The 23,513-nt window shown below is 40.6% G+C and carries 22 protein-coding genes and 1 tRNA gene; 8 read left to right on the top strand and 15 right to left on the bottom strand.

The window, feature by feature from the left end:
* Window positions 1-15: 15 nt before the first annotated feature.
* Window positions 16-1,812: an SLC13 family permease gene (locus FRE64_RS01910; protein WP_146294413.1), complete on the top strand. Its 1,797-nt coding sequence runs from the start codon at window positions 16-18 to the stop codon at window positions 1,810-1,812.
* Here the strand turns inward: FRE64_RS01910 and FRE64_RS01905 are convergent.
* Together FRE64_RS01905 and FRE64_RS01900 are read right to left on the bottom strand one after the other, a co-directional pair.
* Window positions 1,801-3,441, bottom strand: coding sequence for a Ppx/GppA phosphatase family protein (locus FRE64_RS01905; RefSeq protein ID WP_146294412.1), 1,641 nt, complete (start codon window positions 3,439-3,441; stop codon window positions 1,801-1,803). The two genes, FRE64_RS01910 and FRE64_RS01905, sit on opposite strands and share 12 nt — an antisense overlap.
* A gap of 95 nt (window positions 3,442-3,536) precedes the next feature.
* Window positions 3,537-4,322: an ABC transporter permease gene (locus FRE64_RS01900; RefSeq protein ID WP_390622253.1), complete on the bottom strand. Its 786-nt coding sequence runs from the start codon at window positions 4,320-4,322 to the stop codon at window positions 3,537-3,539.
* On the opposite strand from FRE64_RS01900, the gene FRE64_RS01895 reads away from it, so the two are divergent.
* Window positions 4,312-5,445: a DegT/DnrJ/EryC1/StrS family aminotransferase gene (locus FRE64_RS01895; RefSeq protein ID WP_146294411.1), complete on the top strand. Its 1,134-nt coding sequence runs from the start codon at window positions 4,312-4,314 to the stop codon at window positions 5,443-5,445. The two genes, FRE64_RS01900 and FRE64_RS01895, sit on opposite strands and share 11 nt — an antisense overlap.
* Here the strand turns inward: FRE64_RS01895 and rimM are convergent.
* From rimM to FRE64_RS01875, 4 genes are all read right to left on the bottom strand, one after another.
* Window positions 5,442-5,999 (bottom strand): ribosome maturation factor RimM, encoded by a 558-nt coding sequence (rimM, locus tag FRE64_RS01890; RefSeq protein ID WP_146294410.1) that lies wholly within the window; start codon window positions 5,997-5,999, stop codon window positions 5,442-5,444. The two genes, FRE64_RS01895 and rimM, sit on opposite strands and share 4 nt — an antisense overlap.
* A gap of 36 nt (window positions 6,000-6,035) precedes the next feature.
* Window positions 6,036-6,923 (bottom strand): carbohydrate ABC transporter permease, encoded by an 888-nt coding sequence (locus FRE64_RS01885; protein WP_146294409.1) that lies wholly within the window; start codon window positions 6,921-6,923, stop codon window positions 6,036-6,038.
* 1 nt (window position 6,924) lies between these two features.
* The gene (locus FRE64_RS01880; RefSeq protein WP_146294408.1) at window positions 6,925-8,460 is read right to left on the bottom strand and encodes a M48 family metallopeptidase; all 1,536 of its coding nucleotides are present in this window, start codon (window positions 8,458-8,460) and stop codon (window positions 6,925-6,927) included.
* Window positions 8,461-8,550: 90 nt separating this feature from the next.
* A tRNA-Gly gene (locus tag FRE64_RS01875) sits at window positions 8,551-8,622 on the bottom strand.
* Between the two features lie 176 nt (window positions 8,623-8,798).
* Here FRE64_RS01875 and FRE64_RS01870 point away from each other — a divergent pair.
* Complete coding sequence (locus FRE64_RS01870; RefSeq protein WP_146294407.1) at window positions 8,799-9,218, top strand: cupin domain-containing protein; 420 nt, start codon at window positions 8,799-8,801, stop codon at window positions 9,216-9,218.
* Here the strand turns inward: FRE64_RS01870 and FRE64_RS01865 are convergent.
* The gene (locus FRE64_RS01865) at window positions 9,215-11,872 is read right to left on the bottom strand and encodes a DNA polymerase III subunit alpha (RefSeq protein ID WP_146294406.1); all 2,658 of its coding nucleotides are present in this window, start codon (window positions 11,870-11,872) and stop codon (window positions 9,215-9,217) included. The genes FRE64_RS01870 and FRE64_RS01865 overlap by 4 nt on opposite strands.
* A gap of 93 nt (window positions 11,873-11,965) precedes the next feature.
* On the opposite strand from FRE64_RS01865, the gene FRE64_RS01860 reads away from it, so the two are divergent.
* Genes FRE64_RS01860 through FRE64_RS01850 form a run of 3 tightly spaced genes read left to right on the top strand, consistent with a single transcriptional unit; the run spans window position 11,966 to window position 15,562 of the window.
* On the top strand, window positions 11,966-13,786 hold the full coding sequence (locus tag FRE64_RS01860) for an ABC transporter ATP-binding protein (protein ID WP_146294405.1): 1,821 nt from the start codon (window positions 11,966-11,968) through the stop codon (window positions 13,784-13,786).
* A 59-nt stretch (window positions 13,787-13,845) separates the two neighbouring features.
* On the top strand, window positions 13,846-14,382 hold the full coding sequence (cysC, locus tag FRE64_RS01855) for an adenylyl-sulfate kinase (protein ID WP_146294404.1): 537 nt from the start codon (window positions 13,846-13,848) through the stop codon (window positions 14,380-14,382).
* Between the two features lie 49 nt (window positions 14,383-14,431).
* On the top strand, window positions 14,432-15,562 hold the full coding sequence (locus FRE64_RS01850) for a DUF58 domain-containing protein (RefSeq protein ID WP_146294403.1): 1,131 nt from the start codon (window positions 14,432-14,434) through the stop codon (window positions 15,560-15,562).
* 98 nt (window positions 15,563-15,660) lie between these two features.
* Here FRE64_RS01850 and FRE64_RS01845 read toward each other — a convergent pair whose 3' ends face one another.
* The 6 genes from FRE64_RS01845 to FRE64_RS01820 all read right to left on the bottom strand — a co-directional run bounded on the left by FRE64_RS01845 (window position 15,661) and on the right by FRE64_RS01820 (window position 20,095).
* Window positions 15,661-16,590 (bottom strand): NAD(+) kinase, encoded by a 930-nt coding sequence (locus FRE64_RS01845; protein WP_146294402.1) that lies wholly within the window; start codon window positions 16,588-16,590, stop codon window positions 15,661-15,663.
* Window positions 16,591-16,602: 12 nt separating this feature from the next.
* Window positions 16,603-17,277, bottom strand: a complete 675-nt coding sequence (locus FRE64_RS01840; protein WP_146294401.1) for a hypothetical protein — start codon at window positions 17,275-17,277, stop codon at window positions 16,603-16,605.
* Window positions 17,274-18,518 carry an MFS transporter gene (locus FRE64_RS01835; RefSeq protein WP_146294400.1) on the bottom strand — a complete coding sequence of 415 codons (1,245 nt, stop codon included), beginning with the start codon at window positions 18,516-18,518 and terminating at the stop codon, window positions 17,274-17,276. The genes FRE64_RS01840 and FRE64_RS01835 overlap by 4 nt, the downstream gene beginning before the upstream one ends.
* Window positions 18,519-18,524: 6 nt before the next feature.
* The gene (locus FRE64_RS01830; protein WP_146294399.1) at window positions 18,525-19,013 is read right to left on the bottom strand and encodes a DUF192 domain-containing protein; all 489 of its coding nucleotides are present in this window, start codon (window positions 19,011-19,013) and stop codon (window positions 18,525-18,527) included.
* 31 nt (window positions 19,014-19,044) lie between these two features.
* Window positions 19,045-19,440, bottom strand: a complete 396-nt coding sequence (locus FRE64_RS01825; RefSeq protein WP_146294398.1) for a hypothetical protein — start codon at window positions 19,438-19,440, stop codon at window positions 19,045-19,047.
* Window positions 19,441-19,516: 76 nt separating this feature from the next.
* On the bottom strand, window positions 19,517-20,095 hold the full coding sequence (locus FRE64_RS01820) for an HD domain-containing protein (RefSeq protein ID WP_246140371.1): 579 nt from the start codon (window positions 20,093-20,095) through the stop codon (window positions 19,517-19,519).
* Between the two features lie 62 nt (window positions 20,096-20,157).
* Between FRE64_RS01820 and FRE64_RS01815 the strand changes: the two genes are divergently transcribed.
* Window positions 20,158-20,415, top strand: a complete 258-nt coding sequence (locus tag FRE64_RS01815) for a hypothetical protein (protein WP_146294397.1) — start codon at window positions 20,158-20,160, stop codon at window positions 20,413-20,415.
* Window positions 20,416-20,535: 120 nt separating this feature from the next.
* Here the strand turns inward: FRE64_RS01815 and FRE64_RS01810 are convergent, their stop codons facing one another.
* Entirely contained in the window at window positions 20,536-21,975 is a 1,440-nt protein-coding gene (locus tag FRE64_RS01810; protein ID WP_146294396.1) for a phosphoglucomutase/phosphomannomutase family protein, read from the bottom strand.
* Window positions 21,976-21,979: 4 nt separating this feature from the next.
* Window positions 21,980-22,294: a hypothetical protein gene (locus FRE64_RS01805; protein WP_146294395.1), complete on the bottom strand. Its 315-nt coding sequence runs from the start codon at window positions 22,292-22,294 to the stop codon at window positions 21,980-21,982.
* A 331-nt stretch (window positions 22,295-22,625) separates the two neighbouring features.
* Between FRE64_RS01805 and psbO the strand changes: the two genes are divergently transcribed.
* Window positions 22,626-23,480 (top strand): photosystem II manganese-stabilizing polypeptide, encoded by an 855-nt coding sequence (gene psbO / locus FRE64_RS01800; RefSeq protein ID WP_146294394.1) that lies wholly within the window; start codon window positions 22,626-22,628, stop codon window positions 23,478-23,480.
* The last annotated feature ends 33 nt before the right edge of the window (window positions 23,481-23,513 follow it).

Genomic DNA, 23,513 nt, shown 5'->3' with positions numbered 1-23,513 from the left:
CCCCAATAAACTGATATGTCGATCGCGCTAACACTCCTAATTTTAATTGTTGCTTTTATTTGTTTTGCATTCGAGTGGTTTCCTGTAGATTTTACGGCTCTCGTAGTTGCGATTGTCTTAATGTTACTGGGAATTGTCACCCCAGAAGAAGGAATTTCTGGCTTTAGTAATCCCGCAACTATTACTGTCATGGCAATGTTTATTTTGAGTGCTGGAATTTCTAAAACAGGGGCAATTCAAATTATTGGAGACTGGTTACTTAAATGGGGTGGTAAAAATAGTTCTCGACAAATTTTTGTCATGGGTGGACTTGCTGGCTCAGTTGCCTCTTTTATTAACAATACCCCAGTGGTTGCTGTCTTTATCCCCGTTATTGAAAATTGGTGCAAAAAGCAAAATATCCCTGTTTCTAAAATGCTGATGCCCTTATCTTATGCCGCAATTCTAGGGGGGACAGTTACTTTAATTGGGACTTCGACTAATCTTTTAGCGAGTAGTATTTCTCAGCAATTAGGTTATGGTGAATTTGGGCTCTTTCAATTTACAGAAGTGGGGTTAATCAAATTTATTGTTGGTTTAATTTATCTTTCCTTTGCCTCGACATGGCTTTTACCCAAGCGTAATCCAACAAATAATGGATCTGTTGAAAATAGCTATCAATTAAAAGATTACGTTAGCGAATTAGTCATTTCTCCTCGCTCTAATTTAATTAAACAAACCCTTCGTTCTAGTGAAGTGCAACGAAAATTTGATATTGATGTTTTAGAAATTATTAGAGATGGGATTCATTTCTCTCAACCTTTAGCGGATAAAGTCTTGCTGGCAGGGGATATTTTATTAGTGCGCGGTTCTAAAGAAGAGTTATTACGGATTCGTGAAGAAAAAGGATTAGATATTCTCCCTGATGTAAAATTTCAAGATAATAATATTACTTCACAATTAACCGATAATGAAGAAGGAATTGCAGAAGTTTTAATTCTCTCTAATTCCCGTCTAGTGGGAGCAACCTTAAAAGAATTACGCTTTCGTCAACGATATAATTCAACGGTGCTAGCAATTCGGCGAGGAGAAGACGTATTGCGCGATCGTTTGGGGCAAGTTCCCCTTCGTTTTGGGGATTTATTATTAGTTCAGGGGCCAAGAGAAAGTTTAGCTGGTTTTCAAACCACGAGAGAATTATTAGTCATTGAACAAAGTAGTCGGGAAGGATTAAGAGAAGACAAAGCACCAATCGCAGTGGCAATTATTTTAGGAGTTATTGTAACTGCTGCTTTTAATATTTTACCTATTTTAGTCAGTGCTTTAACGGGAGTTGCCGTCATGGTATTTACAGGTTGTTTAAAACCAGGAGAAATTTATGGGGCAATTCGTTGGGATGTTATCTTTCTTTTGGCTGGTTTAATTCCCATGGGAATTGCAATGGAAAATTCTGGGGCAACAGAATGGCTAGCTAATCAACTTCTCTTTATTGGTAATAATTTTTCAGGATTTTGGGTATTAGTCTTTTTCTATTTTGCCACTACCATACTTACAGAAGTCTTATCTAATAATGCGTCAGTTATTTTAATGATCCCCATTGCTGCCAAAGTAGCAGAATCTCTCACATTAAACCCTTTTGCAGTGATGTTTACGGTTACTTTTGCTGCTTCTAATAGCTTTATGACTCCCATTGGCTATCAAACCAACACTATGGTTTACAGCCCAGGAGGTTATCGTTTCGCAGACTTTACCCGTTTCGGCGCACCCCTAAGTTTAATTCAAGGGATTATCACCCCTTTCTTGATCATTTGGTTTTATGGCTTAGACGGATAGATAAGCAATTACTTTTACACCATATTGGTTTTCAAAAATTCCTTTCTTCTGTTCTAAGTTCCAAAACTCTAAAGCACAGTCATCATTTTTATCTTTAGGAAATAATTCTAGATGTAATTCTTTTTCCTCCTCCTTATAATAGCAATTAAAGGCTGTAATTGCTCCAATTTGTCGGCGATCAAGGGCAATTGCTAATCGTAAAATGGCACTTACTTCACTAACAAATTTACGAGCATTTTTATCAGGAAGATTTTGGTAATTTTCATGTTTTTTCTTTGGCTTACTTTTACGATGATAGCGAGCAATATTAGCGATAATTTCTAGCTCATTTTCTGTAAATCCTAATAATTCCGCATGACGAATTAGATAATAAGAATGCTTATGATGAGCGGCATGGCTAACATAAAAACCACAATTATGAAGAATCGCCGCTACCCATAAAAGTTCTCGTTCCCAACTTCCCCACTGATGTAATTTTCCTTGAGTTTGATCAAATATACTAAGCGCAAAATTAGCAACTCGCTGACTATAATCAAGATCAACCTGATACTTTTGAGCAATGTGAATTACACTGCGATCGCGCACTGAACTTTGATACCGCAGGCGATTCTCTATCAAACCATGAGTTAACATCCAATCAACAATCACCCCTTCCCGTAAAGCTCGCTCACAAATCGTAATTTCATCAACTCCCAGTAACTTCATTGTTTCCAATAAAATCATTGCTCCCGGGAGAATAATTTCCGCCCGTCGGTCAGACATTCCGGGTAAATCAGCCCGTTTTTTAACATCCAAAGAAGCTAATAACTTAACAATATCTTCTAAATCTTTGGTAGTAAAAGAATATCCCTGAAGTGGATTAGGATTGCTATTTAATTTCTCCTTAGCATGAATCGTCGCTAAACATTCAATCGTTCCCGATGTTCCGACTAAACTAATGGTTTCTTCTGGAGATAATTGTGCGTTTAATTCCTCGACGGGGCGTTCCATACTACCCCGAATATAGGCTTGCAGAAATTTTAGCTCTTTATTATTAATCGGGTCAGTGGTAATATATTCTTGAGCTAGGCGTACTGCCCCGACTTTTGTGCTACTTAATGAGCGCGGTTCTTGACCATTCCCTAAAATTAACTCAGTGGATCCCCCGCCAATGTCAATAATGGCATGAGGTTTCTCATTAAACTCCATCGCTGAGAGTACCCCTAAATAGATGCGTCGGGCTTCCTCTTGTCCAGAAATGAGATCAATGGTTAACCCCAACTCTTCCCGAACCGTTTTAATGAATTCGCGACCATTGGGGGCTTCTCTAACCGCGCTTGTTGCGACAGCGACAATTTCTTCAGCATTAAAACTGCGGGCTAATTCTTGACCCCGTTGTAGGGTGGACATGGCTCGTTCCATCGCATCTAGGGTTAAAAATCCTGTTTTCGGATCGCGATCGCCGAGTCTCACAGTATCTTTTTCCCGAGCAATAATATTAAAAGCTGGAAGCGAGGGATCAATTTTCACAATTACCATGTGAATAGAATTTGTCCCGATATCAAAGGCAGCGATGACTCGTTCTTGATGAAGTTCTTTCTCTTGAGAATTTAGGCTTTCCGTTTGAATAGGATAGATTGTCTTAACCATTATTAGACACGCAGGTAGTGTTTTCTCACTAGTTTATTCTCTCATCTGTTTGGTGAATTACTGCGAGACTATAGTTTGTGAATGAACAAAGGCGATTAAAACCGCAGTTGGGCTTCTGGGGTAAAAAATTGACGGTAAATTCCCGCCGTGATTAAAAAAGTTGCCAGTAAATTAGCAAAAGCAAGAACCAATAAAATAACAATTTGATAAGAAACGGCATTGAGAGGAGTGACTCCTCCTAAAAGTTGACCCGTTAAAATTCCAGGTAAAGTAACAATCCCCACTAATGCCATTTGATTAAGATGGGGTAAAAGTCCAGCCCGAATCGCTTGACGACGATAAAGCGCGATCGCGTCAGAAGGGGTAGCCCCCAAAGACAAATGGGTTTCAATTTCCCCTCGATGAGTTTCGAGACTACTCACTAACCGTTCCCCAGCAATAGTCGCTGCATTCACCGCACTACCAATAATTATTCCAGCCAAGGGAATTGCATATTGGGGATCATACCAAGTGGGTGGCTGAATCATTAACAAAATCACATAAGACAAGGTTAAACCCGTTGTTAATAACAAACTACCACCAGCAATCCAAACTAAACGGGACAGTTTTTGCGACACGCGATTGCGAGTAACCAAGGTTCCCATTAGTACCATCAGCAAAATTACCCCTAATACCCCCCAAACCGTTTCCAGACTAAATACCAACTCGAGAAGATATCCAGCCACCACTAACTGTAAAATTGACCGAGCCGCACTGACTAATAACTGTTCCTCTAGCCCGATTTTTTGCCAACGCGATAGACTAAGGGCAATACCTATTAAAACAATTGTCAGCACCCAATCAATTGCCTCTAACTCAATCAACATAATAATGACTGCCATTCCTCCCATTGATCTAACTCGACAATACCATCTCCTTAACGACCAAATCAGTAAAGCGGTTACAGACGTTCTGAGTTCCGGACAATACATTGGTGGCTCTGCAGTCACAAGCCTAGAAACCCAATTAGCCGCCAATGTCGGGGTCACGCACTGTGTTTCCTGCAACTCCGGAACCGATGCCCTTTATTTAGCCCTTCGTGCTCTCAATATTGGCAAAGGAGACGAAGTCATCACCGCCCCTTTTACCTTTGCCGCCACCGCCGAAGTGATTGCAATGACGGGAGCCAAACCAGTCTTTGTCGATATTGCCACTCCCACTTTTAACTTGAATCTTGAAAAAGTGGAAACAGCAATTACCAAAAATACCAAAGCCATCATTCCCATTCACCTATTTGGTCAACCTGTCAATATGACAGAATTAATGAGAATTGCGAAAGCACATAATCTCTGGGTAATTGAAGACTGCGCTCAAGCCACGGGGGCAACTTGGCAAAATCAACCTGTTGGTAGTTGGGGAGAGGTGGGGTGTTTTAGCTTCTTTCCCACCAAAAATTTAGGAGGCTGTGGCGATGGTGGGGCTTTAGTCACCAATAACCCTGAACTGGCTAAAACCGCCCGTATCTTAGCCAATCATGGACAACGAGAAAAGTATAAACAAGAAAGCATTGGCATGAACAGTCGCTTAGATACCCTACAAGCCGCAATTTTATTGATTAAACTTCCCTATCTTGAATTTTGGAATAAGCAACGGCGAGAAATTGCCAAACGCTATCAGGACTTATTATCTCAAGTTGACAACATTCTCCTTCCCACTGAGTTAGCCCGGGGAGAAGGCGTTTGGAATCAATATACAATCCGCATTTCCCGACAATATCGAGATCAGCTGCGCTCTCACTTACAACAACAGGGCATTGGTTCCATGATCTATTATCCCTTTCCCCTCCATCTTCAACCAGCATATAAGCACTTAGGCTATGAGAAAGGAGACTTCCCCATTAGTGAACAAATGGCGCAAGAAGTGCTCTCTTTACCCATGTTTCCTGGATTATCTCATCAAGAACAAGACCAAGTAGCAACTGCCATTAAAACTTTGATGAAAGAAACTTTGGAACCAGACAATTAACCGTTTAAATCTAGTAACCCGGGGGGAAGGCTAACTTTTAATTCTTTTTGTTTGAAATCAACCACAGGAACAATCTCTTTGACAAAAGGAATGAGCACCTGTTTAGAAGAGGAAGACGCTTCAGAAAAAGGCTCATCTAACCGCACAACTAAGAGATCATTCCCTGCCGAATAAAGATCAACCACAGTGCCAAGGAATTTTCCCGTTTCTTGGTCAATTACCTTTAAATCAATTAAATCAGCCACATGATATTCATTTTCTGCTAATTGAGGACGATCGCGCTTTTGGGCAAATAATTTACTTTTTTTTAACGCTTCTGCCTGATTACGATCTCTCACCTCTTTTAGGGTTAAAACGTAACGCTGTTTCCCTGGCAAATAATACCCTTTTTTGAGGGTAACTAGCTCCAATTCCTCAACATTAGGCCGTTTTAACCAACGCTTTCCCGGCGTTTCAAATCGTTCCGGAAAATCCGAATCAGGATAAACCTTTACTTCTCCTTTAATGCCATGAGGAGAAATAATTGTCCCAATTTCAATTAACTCTTCCGTCATTTTTACTGTTCTCAAAATTATCCAATCATCAATTAATTAATCATCCACTCGCAACCGAAGCTGAAAATAAACTAACACCAAAGTTACCATTAATAAAATCGTAGCTGCCGCTGCAGCATAACCAAAATCAAATCGTGCAAAAGCCTCCTCATAAATATAATAAACTAAGATATTAGTGGAATTAAGAGGCCCCCCACCGGTAACCACATAAACTTGTTCAAAACTCCGTAGCGTAAAAATCAGGGTAATAATGGTAGTAAATAATAAAGTGGGGCGTAATCCGGGTAACGTCACATAGAGAAATTTCGCCAGGCCATTTGCCCCATCTAACTCTGCTGCGTCATAGCGAATTTGGGGAATTGCTTGTAGCCCTGCTAAAAAAACTACCATATTAAAGCCAATTTGTTGCCAAGTGCTGAGAATAATCAACACCGGCATCGCCCAACTTGGGTTATTTAACCAATTAATCGAATCAACTCCCAAATTAATTAATAAGTCATTGATCGGCCCTTGATTTTGAAATAACCAGCGAAACCCCAAACCAACTGCAACTAGAGAAATGATAGAAGGGAGAAAATAAACAGTTCGTAACAGCCCTCGCAAGGCAATTGATTGATTCAATAAAACGGCGATAATCAGAGGAAGAATAACACTAGGAATAACCGTAGCAAGTGTAAAGTAAATTGTATTGCCAATAACTTGCCCAAAATCGGGATCAACCACCAGACGCAGGTAGTTACGTAACCCCACCCATTGTTCTCCCGTTTGAGTAAAACTGCCAGTTGTAAAACTTAAGTAAAGCAAATAGGTAATGGGATAAAAGACAAAAACGCCTAAAAAAAATAAAGCTGGAGCTAAAAATAACCAAGCCGTTATAGTTTCTTTATCCCACCATTGCCACGGATTAAGTTTCTTTGTCTGCATTTTATTCTTGTACTTTTAGTTGATGTTCTGCTAGAATTTGAGCAACTTTTTCTTGCATAGCTTGATGTCTTGCCACCCCTTCATAACGATACCGATTATAATTATTATTAATAATTTGAGTTTTGATATTATTAATACGTTCTTCGGTTTCAGGGTGAGTAGATAGCCAAACTGGAGGGCTAGGACGATCCTGCTTTTTGTCTTCTAAAGTAAGCATCAAATTATAAAGTCCATCCGCTGCATAATGACTACTAGCAAGTAAGCGCGTTCCAATTTCATCTGCTTCTCGCTCCATATCTCGGCTATAGTTTAAAACAATTAAATTGGTAGCAGTGCGACCAAAGGGAACAAATTGACTAACATTGGCTAATAGATTGCCCTCTGTTACTAATTGAAACCCATGGGATAAGTCAGTATGGGCTAATTCATGGGCAATTAACCCTGCTAATTCTGCTTCTGACTTAGTATTTAAAATGGCGCCGGCATGAATAAAAATTTTGCCACCAGGAAGGGCAAAAGCATTTAAGTTATCATCCTTAATAACATGAAATTCATACTCAAAATCATCCCTTCCCGTATAAGTTGTGAGAGTCTTACCAATTTCATTAACATACTCGTTAACCTCCTCATCTTCGAGAAGAGGGAGTTGTTGTCGTAAGCGATTAGAAAATGCTTCTCCAACTCCAGACTCTCCCCGTAACAATAAAGCGGTAGAGTCAATGGCAGAAATTGGCCCTAACAAGCTACCTGTAAAAGCATATCCCAATGCGCCAGTAATTAAATTAGCAAACACATTCCCCCGTAAATTAGCTCTTAATCGGCTTTGATATTGTTCTAAACGCTGATTAGCAATCGTTTGTAATTCTTCAGCTTTACTATGTTCAGGGTTAAGGAGGGCAAACTGACGAGCGGTGAAAGAGGCATCTAACCATTGTTCAGTTTTTTCGTAAAGGGGAAGGATAGCTTCAACTAATTCAAATTCGTGGGGATAATGAGAAATCGTTTTTTCTAAGTGCTTAATGGCTTTTTCTGTTTCCTCAAAATAAACTAAGGCTTCAGCATAGCGAACATGACCTGGAATAAAATCAGAATGTTCTGTTACTAGATGTTGTAATGGCGCAAGACTTTTAGTTCTCAGTTTTGGATCAAAGTCGGCTTTTCCGTGTCGCCAATAGACTTTTCCAGCAGGGGGAAGTTTGTCTTCCTCATAATAAGAGTCTCGTAAAGTCGATACCGTTTCGGTGTCAAAAGACACCTTGGCTTCTCGATAAAGGGCTTCTGCTTTTTCTTTTTCTCCTGCTTGATAATACTCATCTGCTTTGATTAAAAGGGCTAGATACTCAGATTCTTCTTCACTGAGATCAGGGAGAAGTTCACTAATTTTTTCTTCGAGGGTTTCTTCCTTGTCTTCGGTAATGACTTCTTCTTCCCTTTCTTTAGAAGTTTCCTTTTCTGAAACTTCACTCCAAGCTATGGTAGGGGTTAGAGTTAATAGAGCAAGACTAATTAAGAGAGCATTACAAGAGCGTTTGATCATGATGTAACAGGGGTGGAACTTGATTCCAGATGTTACTTTTATGATATCCGATCGCGAAATTCTCTCAACTTAATGCCTGACAGAATTTAAAGCGGGTAATGGGACTCGAACCCACGACATTCACCTTGGGAAGGTGACGTTCTACCACTGAACTATACCCGCACTACTGGCTAATTATAGAATATTTGCCGTTAATTTGGAAAGTCATATTTGTCCTTTGTAAACCCATGACGATCTATATCTTTAAGCATAAATTGCTCATTTTGTATCAGTTTTGTCATAAATTGCAATAAAAAATTGTCAAAATTAAAGATGATCGCCAAAAAGGAGTGATAGCAATGGGTTTAGCGAAAGCAGTTGAGGTTTATTGCTTAGATTCGATACAGGGGGGAATGTCGCAGTTTTACACGCCACAAACCAGTAATGAAACCATGTTAGTAGAAATCCCGTCGCATAGTGTGGATAATTTATTTGTGCATCACTTTCAAACGGATCAGTTATTGGTGGTAAGAGGGAGTTTTATTTTAGTGGTGTTACAAGATCGCAAGTACCGATATATCCCCCTTCGTGATTCTTATCCGCAAGTAGTGAAAATTCCGCCGGGTATTCCTCATGCAGCAATTAACCCCAACGCTGAAAGTTGTGTTTTAGTAAATGCAGTGCTTAGACATGGAGAAAGCCACCCAAAAGACTATCAGCCGTTACCCCCTCCCTTTCCTTATGATTTGGAGTTAGCGACAAAGAGTGTTGCTTGTTAGGAGTAATTGGGGGTTAATTCCCCTGTTAAAGCAGTGGTTTTGAGATCTAATCCTTGCTGGAAAATTTCCTCAATGGGTCGCATTTCTCCAGTTTCTATCATCATTTTATGATCAGGGGTGGCGCGAATTGTTCTCCCATCTTCTAAAGTGTATTCGATGATTTCTTGTTTTCCCCGAGGATGCCACTGCGCGATGGGTTGGGTGTAAATAAAGCCATTTTGATCCACCGTATAAACATTACAGGCAATTTTTTCTTCCACAATTTTGCCAATGGGTAATGGGCCATATTCTTCGGTTAAAATCTCGGTATCATAACTGAGACAATATTCAGCAAACTTAATCATTTGCTCAAATAAATGTTCTGCTGTTTCCTGTTTCACCCCATTTTTAGTTGCGCCATCAATAAACATTTCTCGATGTTTCTGCATTTCCGCAACTTTCTTTTTCCCCATGGCGCGGCGTAATAAATCTGCTTGTCCTAAAGAATAGCCTGCCATATCTTGGGCAATTTTCATGATCTGTTCTTGATAGACCATGACCCCATAAGTTTCGTCTAAAATGGGTTCTAAAATGGGATGATCATAGGTGATTTCTTCTCGTCCATGTTTACGGTTAATAAAGATGGGAATTAATCCTGCATCCAATGGGCCAGGGCGATAGAGGGATAAAATAGAGGAAATATCTTCAATGCTAGAGGGTTTTAAGTCTTGAACTACTTTTAACATTCCTGATGATTCCAATTGGAAAATGCCCTCTAACCAGCCTTTAGCAATTAAATCATAGGTTTTCGTAATGTCGTGAGGTTTCGTATTTTTGATTTCTCCTTTCGCTAAAATTTTTCGAGAATAGATTTCCTCAAGAGGTAATTGATCTAAATTTAATTCTGTTCCTTTATTCTGCTTAATTAAATCAGCAGTTCTTTGAATAGTGGTGAGATTTTTTAGCCCTAAAAAGTCCATTTTTAATAAGCCAAGGGCTTCTAAATCTTCCATATAATATTGGGTGATCACTGCCCCATCATTATTCTTTTGTAAAGGGACAATTTCGTCTAGAGGATCTTTAGAAATCACGACCCCTGCAGCGTGAACACCAAATGTTTTATTCATTCCTTCAATACGAATTGCCATATCCACCCAGCGATGGACTTTTTCATCCGTATCATAGAGTTTCTTAAACTCAGGTTCGGGGGTATTTTCTGAGATCATTGTTGTTAGTTCCGCTGGCTTTCCTCGCGCTACAGGAATTAATTTTGCCAAGCGATCTGACTCCGAATAAGGAATATCTAAAACTCGCGCCACATCCTTTAAGACAGCTTTCGAGGTCATGCGGTTAAAGGTAATAATTTGGGCAACTTTATCCTCTCCATAACGTTCGGTGACATAATCAATAACTTCGTCTCTTCTTTCAATACAAAAGTCGGTATCAATATCAGGCATGGATTTTCGTTCGGGGTTTAAGAAACGCTCGAATAATAAGCCATGATGCACAGGATCAATGTTAGTAATTTTTAACACATAGGCAACTAATGATCCTGCTGCTGAACCGCGCCCTGGCCCAACGGGAATGTTATTATCTCTCGCATATTTAATATAATCCCAGACGACTAAAAAGTAAGTAGAAAATCCCCGTTCTTGCATGATCGTGAGTTCTCGTTCTAAACGGGTTTTATAAGTTTCTGGAATTTCAGAACGACTGCGACATCCTAACCGTTCTAATAAGCCATTCCAAGATAATTCTTCTAGATAACTATCTGCGGTGTGTCCACTGGGAACAGGATAATTGGGAATGCGAGGTTCACCTAAAATGTTGTAGGGTTTGATTTTGTCTGCAACTTCGACGGTATTAGCAATAGCACTTTGGATAACAGCATTGGATAAATGATCGCGGAATAATTCTGCCATTTCTTCAGCAGATTTAAGATATTCTGTGCCACTATAACGGAGGCGTTTATCTTCAGTAATTAACTTATTAGTTTGAATGCAGATTAATGCGTCGTGGGCTTCTACATCATTACAAGAAATAAAATGGGAATCATTAGTGGCAACGATTTTAATGTCTAATTCTTCACTAATTTTGACAATTTCTGTGTTAACAACCCGATCTTCTGCGGAACCATGATCTTGAATTTCTAAATAATAGTCATCCCCAAAAACTTTCTTGTACCATTTGGCAATTTTCCGTGCTTCCTTGCGTTCTCCTCTTAAGATAGCTTGGGGAATTTCTCCCCCTAAACAACCACTGGTAACAATTAAGCCTTCTTTATACTGTTCAAGATACTGTTTATTAATACAAGGACGGGCAAAAATGCCTTTTCCGTGAACCCCTTTGAGGTGAGACAGGGTGGTTAATTTCACTAAGTTTTTATAGCCTTGGGTATCTTTAGCTAAGACAACCTGGTGATATTTTTTGTACTTTCCAGGCGCTTCGAGATCATCGGTATTAATCACATACATTTCGTTACCGATGATGGGTTTAATATTCTTGGATCGACAGAGTTTAATCAGTTCAATTGCCCCATACATCACGCCATGATCGGTAAGCGCGATCGCGTCCATTCCTAATTCTATAGCGCGATCAATTAAAGGAGGCAATTGAGAAGCTCCATCTAACAAACTGTAATCACTATGAATATGCAACCCAACAAATGACGACATTTCTTTATTCCCTATTTCTTTAACCTCTCCCTAAATTAACAATGATTGCATTAGGCTAGGATAAGAGATCCAATCATTGCATGATCCACTGTTATGGCTTCTTTCTGGGACATTGTTAAATATTATCGTTCTTTTTGGCGAGCGTCATTATTAAGTATCGCCGCGGCGAGTTTCTTTCAACTGCTAGATTTGGTAGTTCCTTACGCCATTGGGCAAATTATTAATGTCTTAGCCGATCAGCAGATTGATCCAGGAGTGAGAGTTTTAGGTCATACAGTAGCAGAAATTCTCAATGTCTCGGTTACGCCTACTTTATTACTAGGGGTGTTACTGGGAATAATTTTTATTGTCACGGTAGCGCGATCGCCGCTGCAGCCTTGGTTATCAGAATGGTATCATTGGGCAATTCCATTACGGGCACGTCAAGAAAACGCCAGAACCATTTTCGCTAAAATCCTTTCCCTTCCCCTGGAATTTTATGATGAAAATAACCCCGGTCGCATTGCGAGACGAGTTACCCGCGGTTTAGCTAATCATACTTGGACTTATCCTGATATCGCTGGTCAACTGATTCCGAAGTTAGTGCGAGTTTTTGGGATTTTTATCGCGATCGCGCTGATTGAATGGCGAATCGCGATCGTCTTTGCTATTTCTTTCCTCAGTGTACTGATTTACAGTCTCCGTGATTTGAAACGAATTATCGAACGGGAAGCCAAGCTAGAACAATACATGGAAAACACAGACAGTCGCACGTCTGAAATTATTACCAATATTAAAACTGTAAAAGCCTTTGCTACAGAATCCCAAGAAATGGAACGGCAACGACAACGTCTGCAACGAGAATTACAAGTTGTCCTTTATCGCATTCACAGAAGCTATGTTCGTTTGAGTACCAAACAGCGAACAATTGTGCAAGGGAGCTTATTTGCTGTTTTAATTTTAACTTTAATCCCCACCATACAGGGAAATATCTCCCTCGGGCATTTTATTACAACGTTTACAGTTGCAAGTATGGCGTATGAAGAACTAACCCCGATTAGCAACCTGGCGGAACTCTTTGCAAGGCGTTATGTTTCTATGTTGCGCTTCCATGAGTTTAATAATATGCCTGTCAGTAAAGATGTTGCCAGTTTAGAATTAGAGTCTCCCCAAGATAACCCCTATAAATTTACAGGAAAAGTCGAATTTAATCATGTTAGTTTTGGCTATGATCCCCATAATCCCGTCTTAAAAGATATCAATTTACAGATTGAACCCTATCAAACAGTTGCTTTAGTGGGACGATCAGGATCAGGAAAAAGTACCCTTGCTAAACTCTTATTCCGTTACTTTGAACCGAATCAAGGTCAAATTACAATTGATGGGATTGATTTAAGAGACTTAGATGTTGCCAGATATCGGCGACGACTGGCGATTGTTCATCAAGAAGTAGATATTTTTAATGGCACACTGTTAGATAACCTTACCTATGGCAATCCTGAGGCAAGTTTTTCGGAGGTAGAATCAGCCTGTAAAATTGCTCGTGTGGATGAGTTTTTACCCGAATTACCCCATGGCTACTTTACAGTGGTAGGAGAACGGGGAGTTAGGCTTTCTGGCGGACAACGTCAGCGCTTAGGCATTGCAAGGGCTTTAATTGTTGATCCTGATGTATTGGTGTTTGATGAGGCAACTTCTAGCCTTGATTATGAGTCAGAACGATCAATTCAAATGGCAATGCGATCGCTGCTGGGAACTCGCACTTTAATTATTATCGCCCACCGTTTAAGTACGGTTCGAGAAGCGGATCAAATTGTCGTCTTAGATCAAGGGCGCGTAGCCGAAATTGGAACCCACAGTGAACTGCTTTCTGGAGAAGGGTTATATCGGCGCTTAAATGAGTTGCAAGCCGATGGAGAATTAATTGTGGATTAACAAAAAAATCTCATACTCAAGTATCATGGCAGATTGAGTTAAGAAAAGGATTCAGTTTAATGAAACATCGTGGTGTTACCATTTGGTTAACAGGTTTAAGTGGTGCTGGAAAAACAACAATCACTCAGGCTCTAGAAAAAGAACTGCGATCGCGCGGTTGTGAAAAACTAGAGGTATTAGATGGGGATATCGTCCGCCAAAACCTCACTAAAGGATTAGGCTTTAGTAAAGAAGACAGAGATACCAATATCCGTCGCATTGGCTTTGTTGCCCATCTTCTAACCCGTAACGGAGTAATTGTTCTCGTTTCTGCCATTTCTCCTTATCGTGAAGTAAGAGAGGAAGTTGGTCAAAAAATTGGGGATTTTGTAGAAGTGTTTGTTAATGCCCCCTTAAGTATTTGTGAAGAACGAGATGTTAAAGGCTTATATAAAAAAGCCCGTGCTGGGGAAATTCAAAAATTTACAGGCATTGATGATCCGTATGAACCGCCAAACAACCCCACTGTGGAATGTCGCACTGATTTAGAATCTCTTGATGAAAGTGTGGGCAAAATTGTCACTAAACTAGAGTCATTAGGCTACATTTCTAATTAACAACTTATTTCCCCCAATTCGGGGGAGTATATAAAGGACAAAATCAATCATGTTGCCTCGTTTTCAAAACTGGTTAGAAACCCGTTTCTCTAGCCCTTCCTATGGTGGATTAGTTTTACTGTTGATTGCCATTTCTTTCTTTGGCGCGGCGACAAATACCATGGTGGGGTGGTTATATGTTCTCAGTGGTCTGATTTTTGCCTTATTGGGATTAGCTGCAGTTCTTCCCCCACGGGCTTTAAAATCTTTGCAGGTGCAACGTTCTCCCATTTATCCCGTTAGTGCTGGGGATGAGTTAACTTTAGAATTAATCATTACTAATCCCACCAGGCAAAGTAAGACTCTTTTACAAGTTATTGACTGTGTTCCAGAAGGGTTAGGAAAGCCCCCAAAAAGGGCAATTGAAAATCTCCCGCCTCAAGAGTCTTATTCTTGGATTTATAGTCTGAAAGTGGTACAGCGAGGAATTTATCATTGGTCACAAGTGGACTTACGTAGTGCCACCCCTCTGGGTTTGTTCTGGAGTCGTCGCAGTCGTGAGGTAACTGCGAAAGCAATTGTGTATCCCCTTGTTTTACCCCTGAAACAATGTTCTCTCTTAGATACTTTAGGACAAGAAGATAGTGATCAATTTCCCCAAGAAAAGCGTTTCCAATCGGCAAATATTGGTTTAACTAGAGGAGTACGTCCTTACAGAAAGGGAGATCCGCCGCGCTTAATTCATTGGCGCAGTACAGCCAGATTTGGGGAATTACGGGTGCGAGAAATGGAACTCTCTGTCGGGGGTCAAGATGTGGTAATTTGCCTCAATAGTGCTATTTCTTGGCAACCAGAGGTGTTTGAGGATGCGGTAATTGCTGTTGCTTCCCTTTATTTTTACGCTTACCGTAGTCAACTTAATGTTAAACTGTGGACAGCGCGATCGGGATTAATTTCCTCACAACAGGGCGTTTTAGAATCTCTAGCTGCAGTAACATTTTCTGAAACCCGAGAAAATAATCCTCCTCCCCTGCCTTTAATTTGGGTCACTTGCGATATGACCGAGGTTAATGATCTTCCTCGTGGTAGTCGTTGGTTACTATTCACAGAAGAGGAAAATGTTGCTGTTGATAGTGGCTTTTCGGGACTAACCATTAATTCTGCCGAACGGTTAAAACCACAGTTAGAGAGAATTGTATAGCGTTTCTTAGTCATTAGTCATTGGTTTACAAAAGACAAAGGACAAAGGACTAATAACAAAGGACAAAAACCTCCTGAGAGTGAAGACTGCTAAATAACCTAATTACTACCATTGCGGTGTTCATTATCATAATGAATGCGAGTTCCCGCCCAAGAGAGTTTTTCACGCAAAGTATGGTAGAAAGAATGTTCTTCCCGTAGAATGATAAATTTTGCCAAACAATTTGCCATAGTCACAGAAACTCGCTGTCCGGGCCAAATGGTGGTTCCCAGCGATCCATCTGTCCAAAGTTTAGTGACTGGTTCTTGTTCTCCGAGGGGCCAAACATTAACCACAGACCCCGGCGGAATCACTAAAGGGCGACTAGAGAGACTCAAGGGACAAATTGGGGTAATAACCATTGCTTCCATTCCAGGATGGACAATGGGGCCATTGGCAGAAGCTGTATAGCAGGTTGAACCAGTGGGCGTAGAAACAATTAAGCCATCTCCCTGAAATTGATCCACAACTTCCCCATCCACTTCCATCTCTAGAATTGAAGTTGGCATCCGATCAATGCTGGCAGGTTTGACACAAATTTCATTTAGGCAGAAGAAACGATCGCTCATGGGTTGAGGTTTAATTCGCCCTCCCTCCAACACTTGCGCTTGTAGCATCATTCGCCGTTGAATGGCATAAAGATCGGATTCTAAGCGATCTAGAGTGGCTTCAATATCTTGACAGAGTTCAAAGGGTTCGGTAAGAAAGCCCAAATGTCCTCCCACATTAACTGCAAGAATTAACGGGGAGGCTAAGGCTAACTCTCGGGCAGCGGCTAAAGCGGTACCATCCCCTCCAAAAACAATGGCAAGGTCAATTTGATTAGTGACAGAGGATAAAAAAACAGGATAGGGATTATCCTTAAAGCCACTTGGCCCCATAAGAACCTTACAGTTACGCTTTTCTAGGGCTTTAGAATACTTTTCCGCCCAGGCTTTACTTTCAGATTCACCTGCTTTATAGGCGATGATAACTTGTTTGAGTTCCACAATTTGTAATGATTATTCCAGTGCTTCAATTTCTAAACTAGCGATACTTTCTTCAAAATTACTGACGCGCTGCTCAAATTCACTACTAGGAGTTGTATAAGTGGTAATCCACATAGCTTCGGGTTGAGAATGAATATAAAACAGTTGTGTCATTTCTACCCCTTCCTCTGTAGTAAGAGTCGTTAAAATTCGCCCCATAGAAGTGTCATTATTGTTAATGATTTCTTGTTCTTCAATATTATGGGTAGCTTCGAGGTTGCTAACTGCTTGAGAAAGATAGTCCTCAAGGCTGATTTCCTCATCTAATTCGTGTTGAACGACATTGACATTGGTAAGAGTATCTGACTCAAAGAATTGTGTATCAAAGGCAATCAAAGCAATTTCCTCAGGATTTTCCTGCACTGCTTGCAAACGCTCACTATAATCACCATTTAGCTGTTCTAAGGTGGATTCAATTTCAGTGAGGTCAAGATTGGGACTTCCGCCACGATAACTAGCTGGAACAGATAACTTAACGCTTTCCCCTTCTAGCATTTCCCAGTCTTCGGTGGTTAAATCATAGGCTTCTAAACTGGCATCAGCTTCGCTTACAGTCATGGCTGTAGGATTATCTTCAGAAGCAATTTGTTGACAGCTACTGAGTGTAATTAAAACCAAAACCAGAAAAAAGGAGATCAAATGTTTCATTGCTTCAATAGTTGATTCAGATAGCGCAACAGTAATATTCCGATGAGAGTGGTTAAAGCCACCACTAGCCAATAGCTATCAGTGATGAGACGGCTTTGATCTAAAGCCCAGCCCCCCAAAGGTGGTCCAATTAAGAAACCCACTGCCCAACATTGAGAGTTTAAGGAAAGATAAATTCCCCGCATGGAAGCTGGGGCAATATCGGCAACAAGGGAGGAAGCCGCGGGCGTATAACTATTCATGCCTAACCCTAAAATTCCAAGGGTAATAATGGCAATGATTAAAGGGGCATTGGGCGTTACCCCTGTCACCCATACTAACCCAAAACCAATGAGCCAGAGCGAAAAGGAAAAGGTGAGGGCTTGGGCGCGTCGAAAACGGTTTAAAAATCTCGCCATCGGTAACTGCATAATGGCGGCGAGGGTAATATGCCAGGTGAAAAGGGCGCTGATAATTTCGGGAGAAAATCCTAGTTCTTCGCCACCGGTTTGAGGATAGTTACGGAGATAGAGGGGAAGGGTACTTTGAACTTTCGCAATATAGGTAGTGAAGAGAATATTAATGCCAAGAAAGATGACAAAAGCGCGATCGCGCAGTGCAATTCCCCAACCTTGAAAGAGATTTCTCTGAGTCGTTTCATCGTCAAAGTTATAGCTTTCTGCTACAGCAAAATAAATGACAGCAAAAAAGACGACAAAGGAAAGTCCATCCGCAGCAAATAAAAGGCGATAATTGCCCGCAGTGCTAATAATTAAGCCTCCTAGAATTACGCCCACGCCTAACCCTAAACTATCGGCAACCCGAGTAACGGCAAAGGCTTCATTGCGATCTTCTGGTCCGGTAATATCAGCAATAACGGCTTCTGTGGCTGGCCAATATAATCCCACACCAAAGCCCATTAATAAATTCCCAACTAAGAGAGTGGGAAAATTATAGGTTAATCCTAAAACAATATCAGCAAGAACAGAAACAGCGGCGGAGAGTAATAAAGTGCGTCGCCTTCCCCAAGATTTGCTATCGGTAAAAACGCCACCAAAAAAGCGACCAAGAACGCCAGCTACTTGACCACTTCCCACGCCAATTCCCACCAGTGTAGCGGATAGTCCCACTTGGTTAACAAAGAAAATTGAAGCGTAAAATAAGACAAATCCTGTCCCAATACTAGATAACAACCGCCCAAAGGCTAAAATCCAAGTGGTACGATTGAGGGCGGGAAATTGTCGTTTGATTTTTTTCCACATTCTGGGTTATTTGTATTCCACTGATAAGGAATCACCAACTTCTAATTGTAATTCCTCAGCCCGTCCGCCTCTCAGTTCAAGGACTTTATCAATAATGGTATCGGGGCCATAAGTGGGACAAGGGGTTTCTCGACAGGGGGGAACATCTTGCGCGATCGCGCGAACTTCTCCTTCAGAAATAAAGATCATATCCAAGGGAATTTCTACATTTTTCATCCAAAACCTAGGAATTCGAGGCGGTTCCAGAGGAAACAGCATTCCCCGATTGGCTGCAAGTTCTTCCCGATACATTAAGCCCATAGCCTGTTCTTCTGGGGTACGAGCAACTTCCAGCTTAATGAGTTCTCCGCCAATTTCCACCTCCGCAGTAATGGGTAATTTTTGTCCCTGTGACTCACTTGAGGCGGCTTCTGACTCAGAAACGGAAACTTCATTAGAAGCACAGCCCATTAGTAATAGACAACAAAATAGTGCAACCCAACTCAAACGCAACATATCGTCTAAAAAATTTTGCTAAGATATTTTTTTATGATTTTTCTTGAGAAGACAATTCTAGAAATTGACGTAATCTTAATAAAGTAGTGGTTTGAGCCAGATTTAAAGGTAATAATGAAATCCCTTCTAAACGGGATTGTACCCAACCCTCATCCCAGCACCATTCATGATAGCCATCTACCGCCTCACTCAAAATCAAGCGTAAATAGGAATCATGTAACGTTTCAATTTCATGTTTGATCGTAATCAGACCAGTGCGACTAACAAAACTTAATCCAGGTTCTAATTGATTGGGCAATCCAGAAGATATCTGTTGAGGAAACATCCACTGACGGAGTTTTTCTGGGTAAAGTAAACTTTCACCAATAGCCCGGGCCGAAGCATTAACTTCAATTCTGATCTGACTTTGTTGGAATGTTCCCAGCATAAGTGAGGAAAAAAATAATTATTGGGTCAGTTAGATACCTTGGAGTTATTATAACGCCCTTGGTGTCCTTCTCCAATTATAAGTCTGTGCTCAAAGTTTCCAATTCTCTAACAGTTCGCTTTAACTCTATAGCAATTGGAGTTGGTTTTCGTTTGTAAAAGGCAACTGCTAACTCTCGATAGTACCAGAGGGTTTCTTCTTTGGAAGCACTAAAAACATCCCAAATTTTTTCTCCTATTTCGTGCCAATCTTTAATAATGGAACGCACATTATGGAGTTTATCCGCTGCCGAGACTAAAGCCGCTTGATCACTCATATTGGGGACATGATTAATATAGGCTTCTTTTCGTTCACGCCAAGGGGGTTTGGGTTTTTCATAAGCATCACTACAGGCTTCAACAATAGCAGTGACATTTTCTCCAAAGTTTTGTTTAATTTTATCACGGGTGGGTAATCCGCCTTGGTCTTCAATGGCATCATGGAGCAAAGCAGCGATCGCGCTATCTTCATCTCCCCCATATTCCAAGACAAGGCTACAAACCCCTAATAAATGACAAATATAGGGAACACTTGAGCCTTTCCGAAATTGCTTACGATGTAAATCACTTGCAAAAGTGAGAGCGTGGTCAAAACGAGAAGAAAGTTGCATATTCATTGTATTTTTTGCCAAAACTCGGTTAAGCTCATTGATGATCTGGTAATTTAATTAATTGTCTGATGGTGCAACAAGTTAATTCAATTCCTGAAACGGAAAAATTTCAACCCCTATTTGATCCTTACCTACTGCAAAGGGCTCAACACATCTATGAAAAATGTTACGAGATTTACCCGAAAAAAGCGGAACAAATGCAAGGAATTGCCATTAACCGCGAAACCTATCGAGGACAACTAATTTTTAAAGAAAAGCCAATTTTATTGCCTTGGGAAACCTTTATTCCTTCTGAGGAACTAGAGATAGAAGTAAGTGATGATTAGTTATTAGTCATTAGTCATTGGTCATTAGTCATTGGTTATTAGTCATTAGTCATTAGTCATTGGTCATTAGTCATTGGTCGCTGGTTTAAAAATAATAAAGGAAAAGGACAACAGACCAACTTATAACTCACTTGCCCATTTTTTAGCCCAATCCAGAATTCTTTTTACGTCTTGATCATTACTAGACTCACAATATAATCTTAATAGAGGTTCTGTGCCACTAAAGCGAACTAATAGCCAACTGTCATCGGCAAGACGAAATTTATATCCATCCACGGTTTGACAGTCTTTAACTGCTTGTTCAGCAATTTGAGTTGGAGGATTTGTCTCCAGAATGTTTCTGACTCGTTCTTTGGCTTCAGTGTTCGCTAATGGTAAGTCAACGCGATTATAAGCAGAGTGAAATTCTAACTCAGTTTGTAAGTCTTGATAGAGCCTTCCTAGATCTTTTCCTGTCACCACCACTGCTTCAAGGGCGTAAAGGGCAGATAAGAGGGCATCTCGTTCAGGAATATGCGTTCCATAACCAATGCCCCCTGATTCTTCTCCCCCAATAAGAACATCAGTTTTTAACATTCGTTCTGCGATATATTTATAGCCGATGGGGGTTTCATAAATCCGTTGTTCGTATTTCTCTGCCACTAGCGGAATTAAATCTGAGCCACTAACCGTTTTAACGACTTCGCCAGTAAATCCATGATGTTTCACTAGATGTTGGATCAAAATAGGGATTAAGACTTGCGAGCTTAAAAAGTTTCCCTCGCCATCAACTGCCGCTACGCGATCGCAGTCGCCATCAAAGACTAATCCCACCTGTAATTCCCAGGCATTTTCGAGTTTAGCTTGCTTAATCCCTTGAAATAAGTCTGGAATATACTGGGGTAAAGGCTCAGGGGGATGCCCACCAAATAACGGATCACGATTAGCATTAATTTCTGTTATTCCTTCCCCCAGAAGCCGAGATAAGCCTCCTGCGGCTGCACCGTGCATTACATCCACAAAAATCCCCAGTTTTCCTTGGGAAATAGCACTTTTAATCTGCCGAATTTTAACTTTTGACTCTAATCCTGCCAAATAACTATCCCAAGGATTAAACCATTCTAAAGTTCCGATATCCTCAGACTTGTGAATTTTTCCTTGTGCTAATTTTTCCTCAATTTCTGCAGTAATCTCTCTTCCCACCGATCCCCCAAAAGCTGATTTGACTTTTATCCCTAAATATTCTGGGGGGTTATGACTAGCTGTTAAAACTAATGCTCCCAAGGCTGCTTGAGTTTTTGCCGCCCAACTTAGTGCTGGGGTAGGGGCATAACAATTGGCTAAATTAACATCAAAACCTGCTTTTTGCACGGCTTCAGCAGCAACTTGAGCAAACTTTTCTGCCATGAAACGGCGATCATAACCAATAACAATTAAGGAATTTTGGGTTAAACTACCATAGTGCTTTTGTAAAACTTGAGCCGCAATTACGCTAACTTGTTTCACCCGTGAAAAGGTAAAATCTTCAGCAATCACACCGCGCCAGCCGTCAGTTCCGAATTGAATTGTGGAATTAGTCATCTGTTTACGCTTCCCGATTATCCTCGTTATTGTCACTAAATTCTAAATGGAGCAGCAGCGATCGCAACTTCATCCGTTCAATATAGGGCCAGCCCCCATTTTCTTCAATATTACGTAGTAATCGATATAACTCCTGTCGAGTTTCGGGAAGTGCTGGATTAAACAAGTGTTCTCGAATTTCCCAATGTAATGCTTCTACAACCCGCAGTATTGTTAATAATGCTGGTGCGTCTCCTTCATAATCCTTTGCAAGCTCCCAAACTAACTTCTTTAGGTGCTCTGTTTCCTCGGTCAACTTTTGATTTGCCTTGTGATCCATCAGTTTATTTAGTTACAAAACTTTATAATTTCCCCCTCTTCAGGAGTTTCCTTGTTAGGAAAAGCAACTGTAGAGTGTACAATGCCTAATTGGATGTTCAATAACTTTTTTGATTATCGTAAGATTTTGGTGAAACTCCTCCTTGTATCTGAACGGCAACCAACACGAACTGAATGCGCCCTCGTGTTAGTTCAAACTTATCATCATCTTAACCAGATGAGGATTTGATCGTAGGATTAAAAAAGAGGAGTTGTTTATGATCGCCAATTGGGCGCAATCTATAACATTGCTGTAGCGGAGAGTTTTTTCAAAAGAGGAATCAAGAAAAATTATGAAATATCGTGCAATAATAGCCACTGTCCTGGCGCTGTGTTTAAGTTTTTTAACGGCTTGTGCTGAAGAGCCAAGCGAATACGTTGATAAAAGTCAATTAACTTACGATCAAGTAGTGGGAACAGGACTAGCAAACAAATGTCCTCGTTTAGCATCAAGCAGACGGGGAGTGATTGAAGTCAGTCCGGATAAAATCTATAAAATCAAGGATATGTGTTTGCAACCGACAGAATTTTATGTGAAAGAAGAACCCACTAATTCTCGTCGGGAAGCGGAATTTGTTTCTGGTAAGTTGCTCACTCGTTCAACTTCTAGTTTGGATCAAATTGTTGCTAACCTAAAGTTAGATCAGGAAGGGAAGTTTTTGTTTCAGGAAATTGATGGCATTGACTTCCAGCCCATTACCGTTCAACTCCCCGGTGGTGAGCAAGTTCCGTTCTTATTTACGGTGAAAGGTTTAACTGCTCAAACTGAACCTGGATTAGAAAATATTAATACTTCCACGGATTTTGAGGGAGATTTTGAAGTTCCTTCCTATCGTGGCGCGGTATTTTTAGATCCGAGAGCAAGAGGGCTTGCCAGTGGTTATGGTAGTGCCGTGGGATTACGTGCTAGCTCAGATGATGAGAAATTTGAAAAGGAAAATCAAAAGAGTTATAAAAAAGGAAAGGGACATATTTCCTTACAAATTGAAAAAGTGGATCAGGTAACTGGAGAATTTGCTGGTACTTTTGAAAGTGATCAGCCTTCAGATACTGATTTAGGGACAAAAGAGCCCGAAGATGTTAAGATTCGTGGTATTTTCTACGGACGCTTAGAAGAACCAGCTGTAGAAGCTGAAGCAGCGACTTAGTTGTCTAGTTAGGGGGAGTTTTCCCCCTTTTCT

Source organism: Euhalothece natronophila Z-M001, from assembly GCF_007904085.1.
Classification (GTDB): domain Bacteria; phylum Cyanobacteriota; class Cyanobacteriia; order Cyanobacteriales; family Rubidibacteraceae; genus Halothece; species Halothece natronophila.
This window is presented reverse-complemented; position numbering and strand designations above follow the sequence as displayed.

Excerpts from the sequence above, each read along its gene's own strand:
- FRE64_RS01895 (WP_146294411.1), top strand. The coding sequence starts at position 4,312 with ATGACTGCCATTCCTCCCATTGATCTAACTCGACAATACCATCTCCTT.
- FRE64_RS01905 (WP_146294412.1), bottom strand. The coding sequence starts at position 3,441 with ATGGTTAAGACAATCTATCCTATTCAAACGGAAAGCCTAAATTCTCAA.
- FRE64_RS01825 (WP_146294398.1), bottom strand. The coding sequence starts at position 19,440 with ATGCTGGGAACATTCCAACAAAGTCAGATCAGAATTGAAGTTAATGCT.
- FRE64_RS01870 (WP_146294407.1), top strand. The coding sequence starts at position 8,799 with ATGGGTTTAGCGAAAGCAGTTGAGGTTTATTGCTTAGATTCGATACAG.
- rimM (WP_146294410.1), bottom strand. The coding sequence starts at position 5,999 with ATGACGGAAGAGTTAATTGAAATTGGGACAATTATTTCTCCTCATGGC.
- FRE64_RS01910 (WP_146294413.1), top strand. The coding sequence starts at position 16 with ATGTCGATCGCGCTAACACTCCTAATTTTAATTGTTGCTTTTATTTGT.
- FRE64_RS01850 (WP_146294403.1), top strand. The coding sequence starts at position 14,432 with ATGTTGCCTCGTTTTCAAAACTGGTTAGAAACCCGTTTCTCTAGCCCT.
- FRE64_RS01830 (WP_146294399.1), bottom strand. The coding sequence starts at position 19,013 with ATGTTGCGTTTGAGTTGGGTTGCACTATTTTGTTGTCTATTACTAATG.
- FRE64_RS01860 (WP_146294405.1), top strand. The coding sequence starts at position 11,966 with ATGGCTTCTTTCTGGGACATTGTTAAATATTATCGTTCTTTTTGGCGA.
- FRE64_RS01900 (WP_390622253.1), bottom strand. The coding sequence starts at position 4,322 with ATGGCAGTCATTATTATGTTGATTGAGTTAGAGGCAATTGATTGGGTG.
- FRE64_RS01880 (WP_146294408.1), bottom strand. The coding sequence starts at position 8,460 with ATGATCAAACGCTCTTGTAATGCTCTCTTAATTAGTCTTGCTCTATTA.
- FRE64_RS01805 (WP_146294395.1), bottom strand. The coding sequence starts at position 22,294 with ATGGATCACAAGGCAAATCAAAAGTTGACCGAGGAAACAGAGCACCTA.
- cysC (WP_146294404.1), top strand. The coding sequence starts at position 13,846 with ATGAAACATCGTGGTGTTACCATTTGGTTAACAGGTTTAAGTGGTGCT.
- psbO (WP_146294394.1), top strand. The coding sequence starts at position 22,626 with ATGAAATATCGTGCAATAATAGCCACTGTCCTGGCGCTGTGTTTAAGT.
- FRE64_RS01810 (WP_146294396.1), bottom strand. The coding sequence starts at position 21,975 with ATGACTAATTCCACAATTCAATTCGGAACTGACGGCTGGCGCGGTGTG.
- FRE64_RS01820 (WP_246140371.1), bottom strand. The coding sequence starts at position 20,095 with ATGAATATGCAACTTTCTTCTCGTTTTGACCACGCTCTCACTTTTGCA.
- FRE64_RS01885 (WP_146294409.1), bottom strand. The coding sequence starts at position 6,923 with ATGCAGACAAAGAAACTTAATCCGTGGCAATGGTGGGATAAAGAAACT.
- FRE64_RS01865 (WP_146294406.1), bottom strand. The coding sequence starts at position 11,872 with ATGTCGTCATTTGTTGGGTTGCATATTCATAGTGATTACAGTTTGTTA.
- FRE64_RS01840 (WP_146294401.1), bottom strand. The coding sequence starts at position 17,277 with ATGAAACATTTGATCTCCTTTTTTCTGGTTTTGGTTTTAATTACACTC.
- FRE64_RS01815 (WP_146294397.1), top strand. The coding sequence starts at position 20,158 with ATGGTGCAACAAGTTAATTCAATTCCTGAAACGGAAAAATTTCAACCC.
- FRE64_RS01835 (WP_146294400.1), bottom strand. The coding sequence starts at position 18,518 with ATGTGGAAAAAAATCAAACGACAATTTCCCGCCCTCAATCGTACCACT.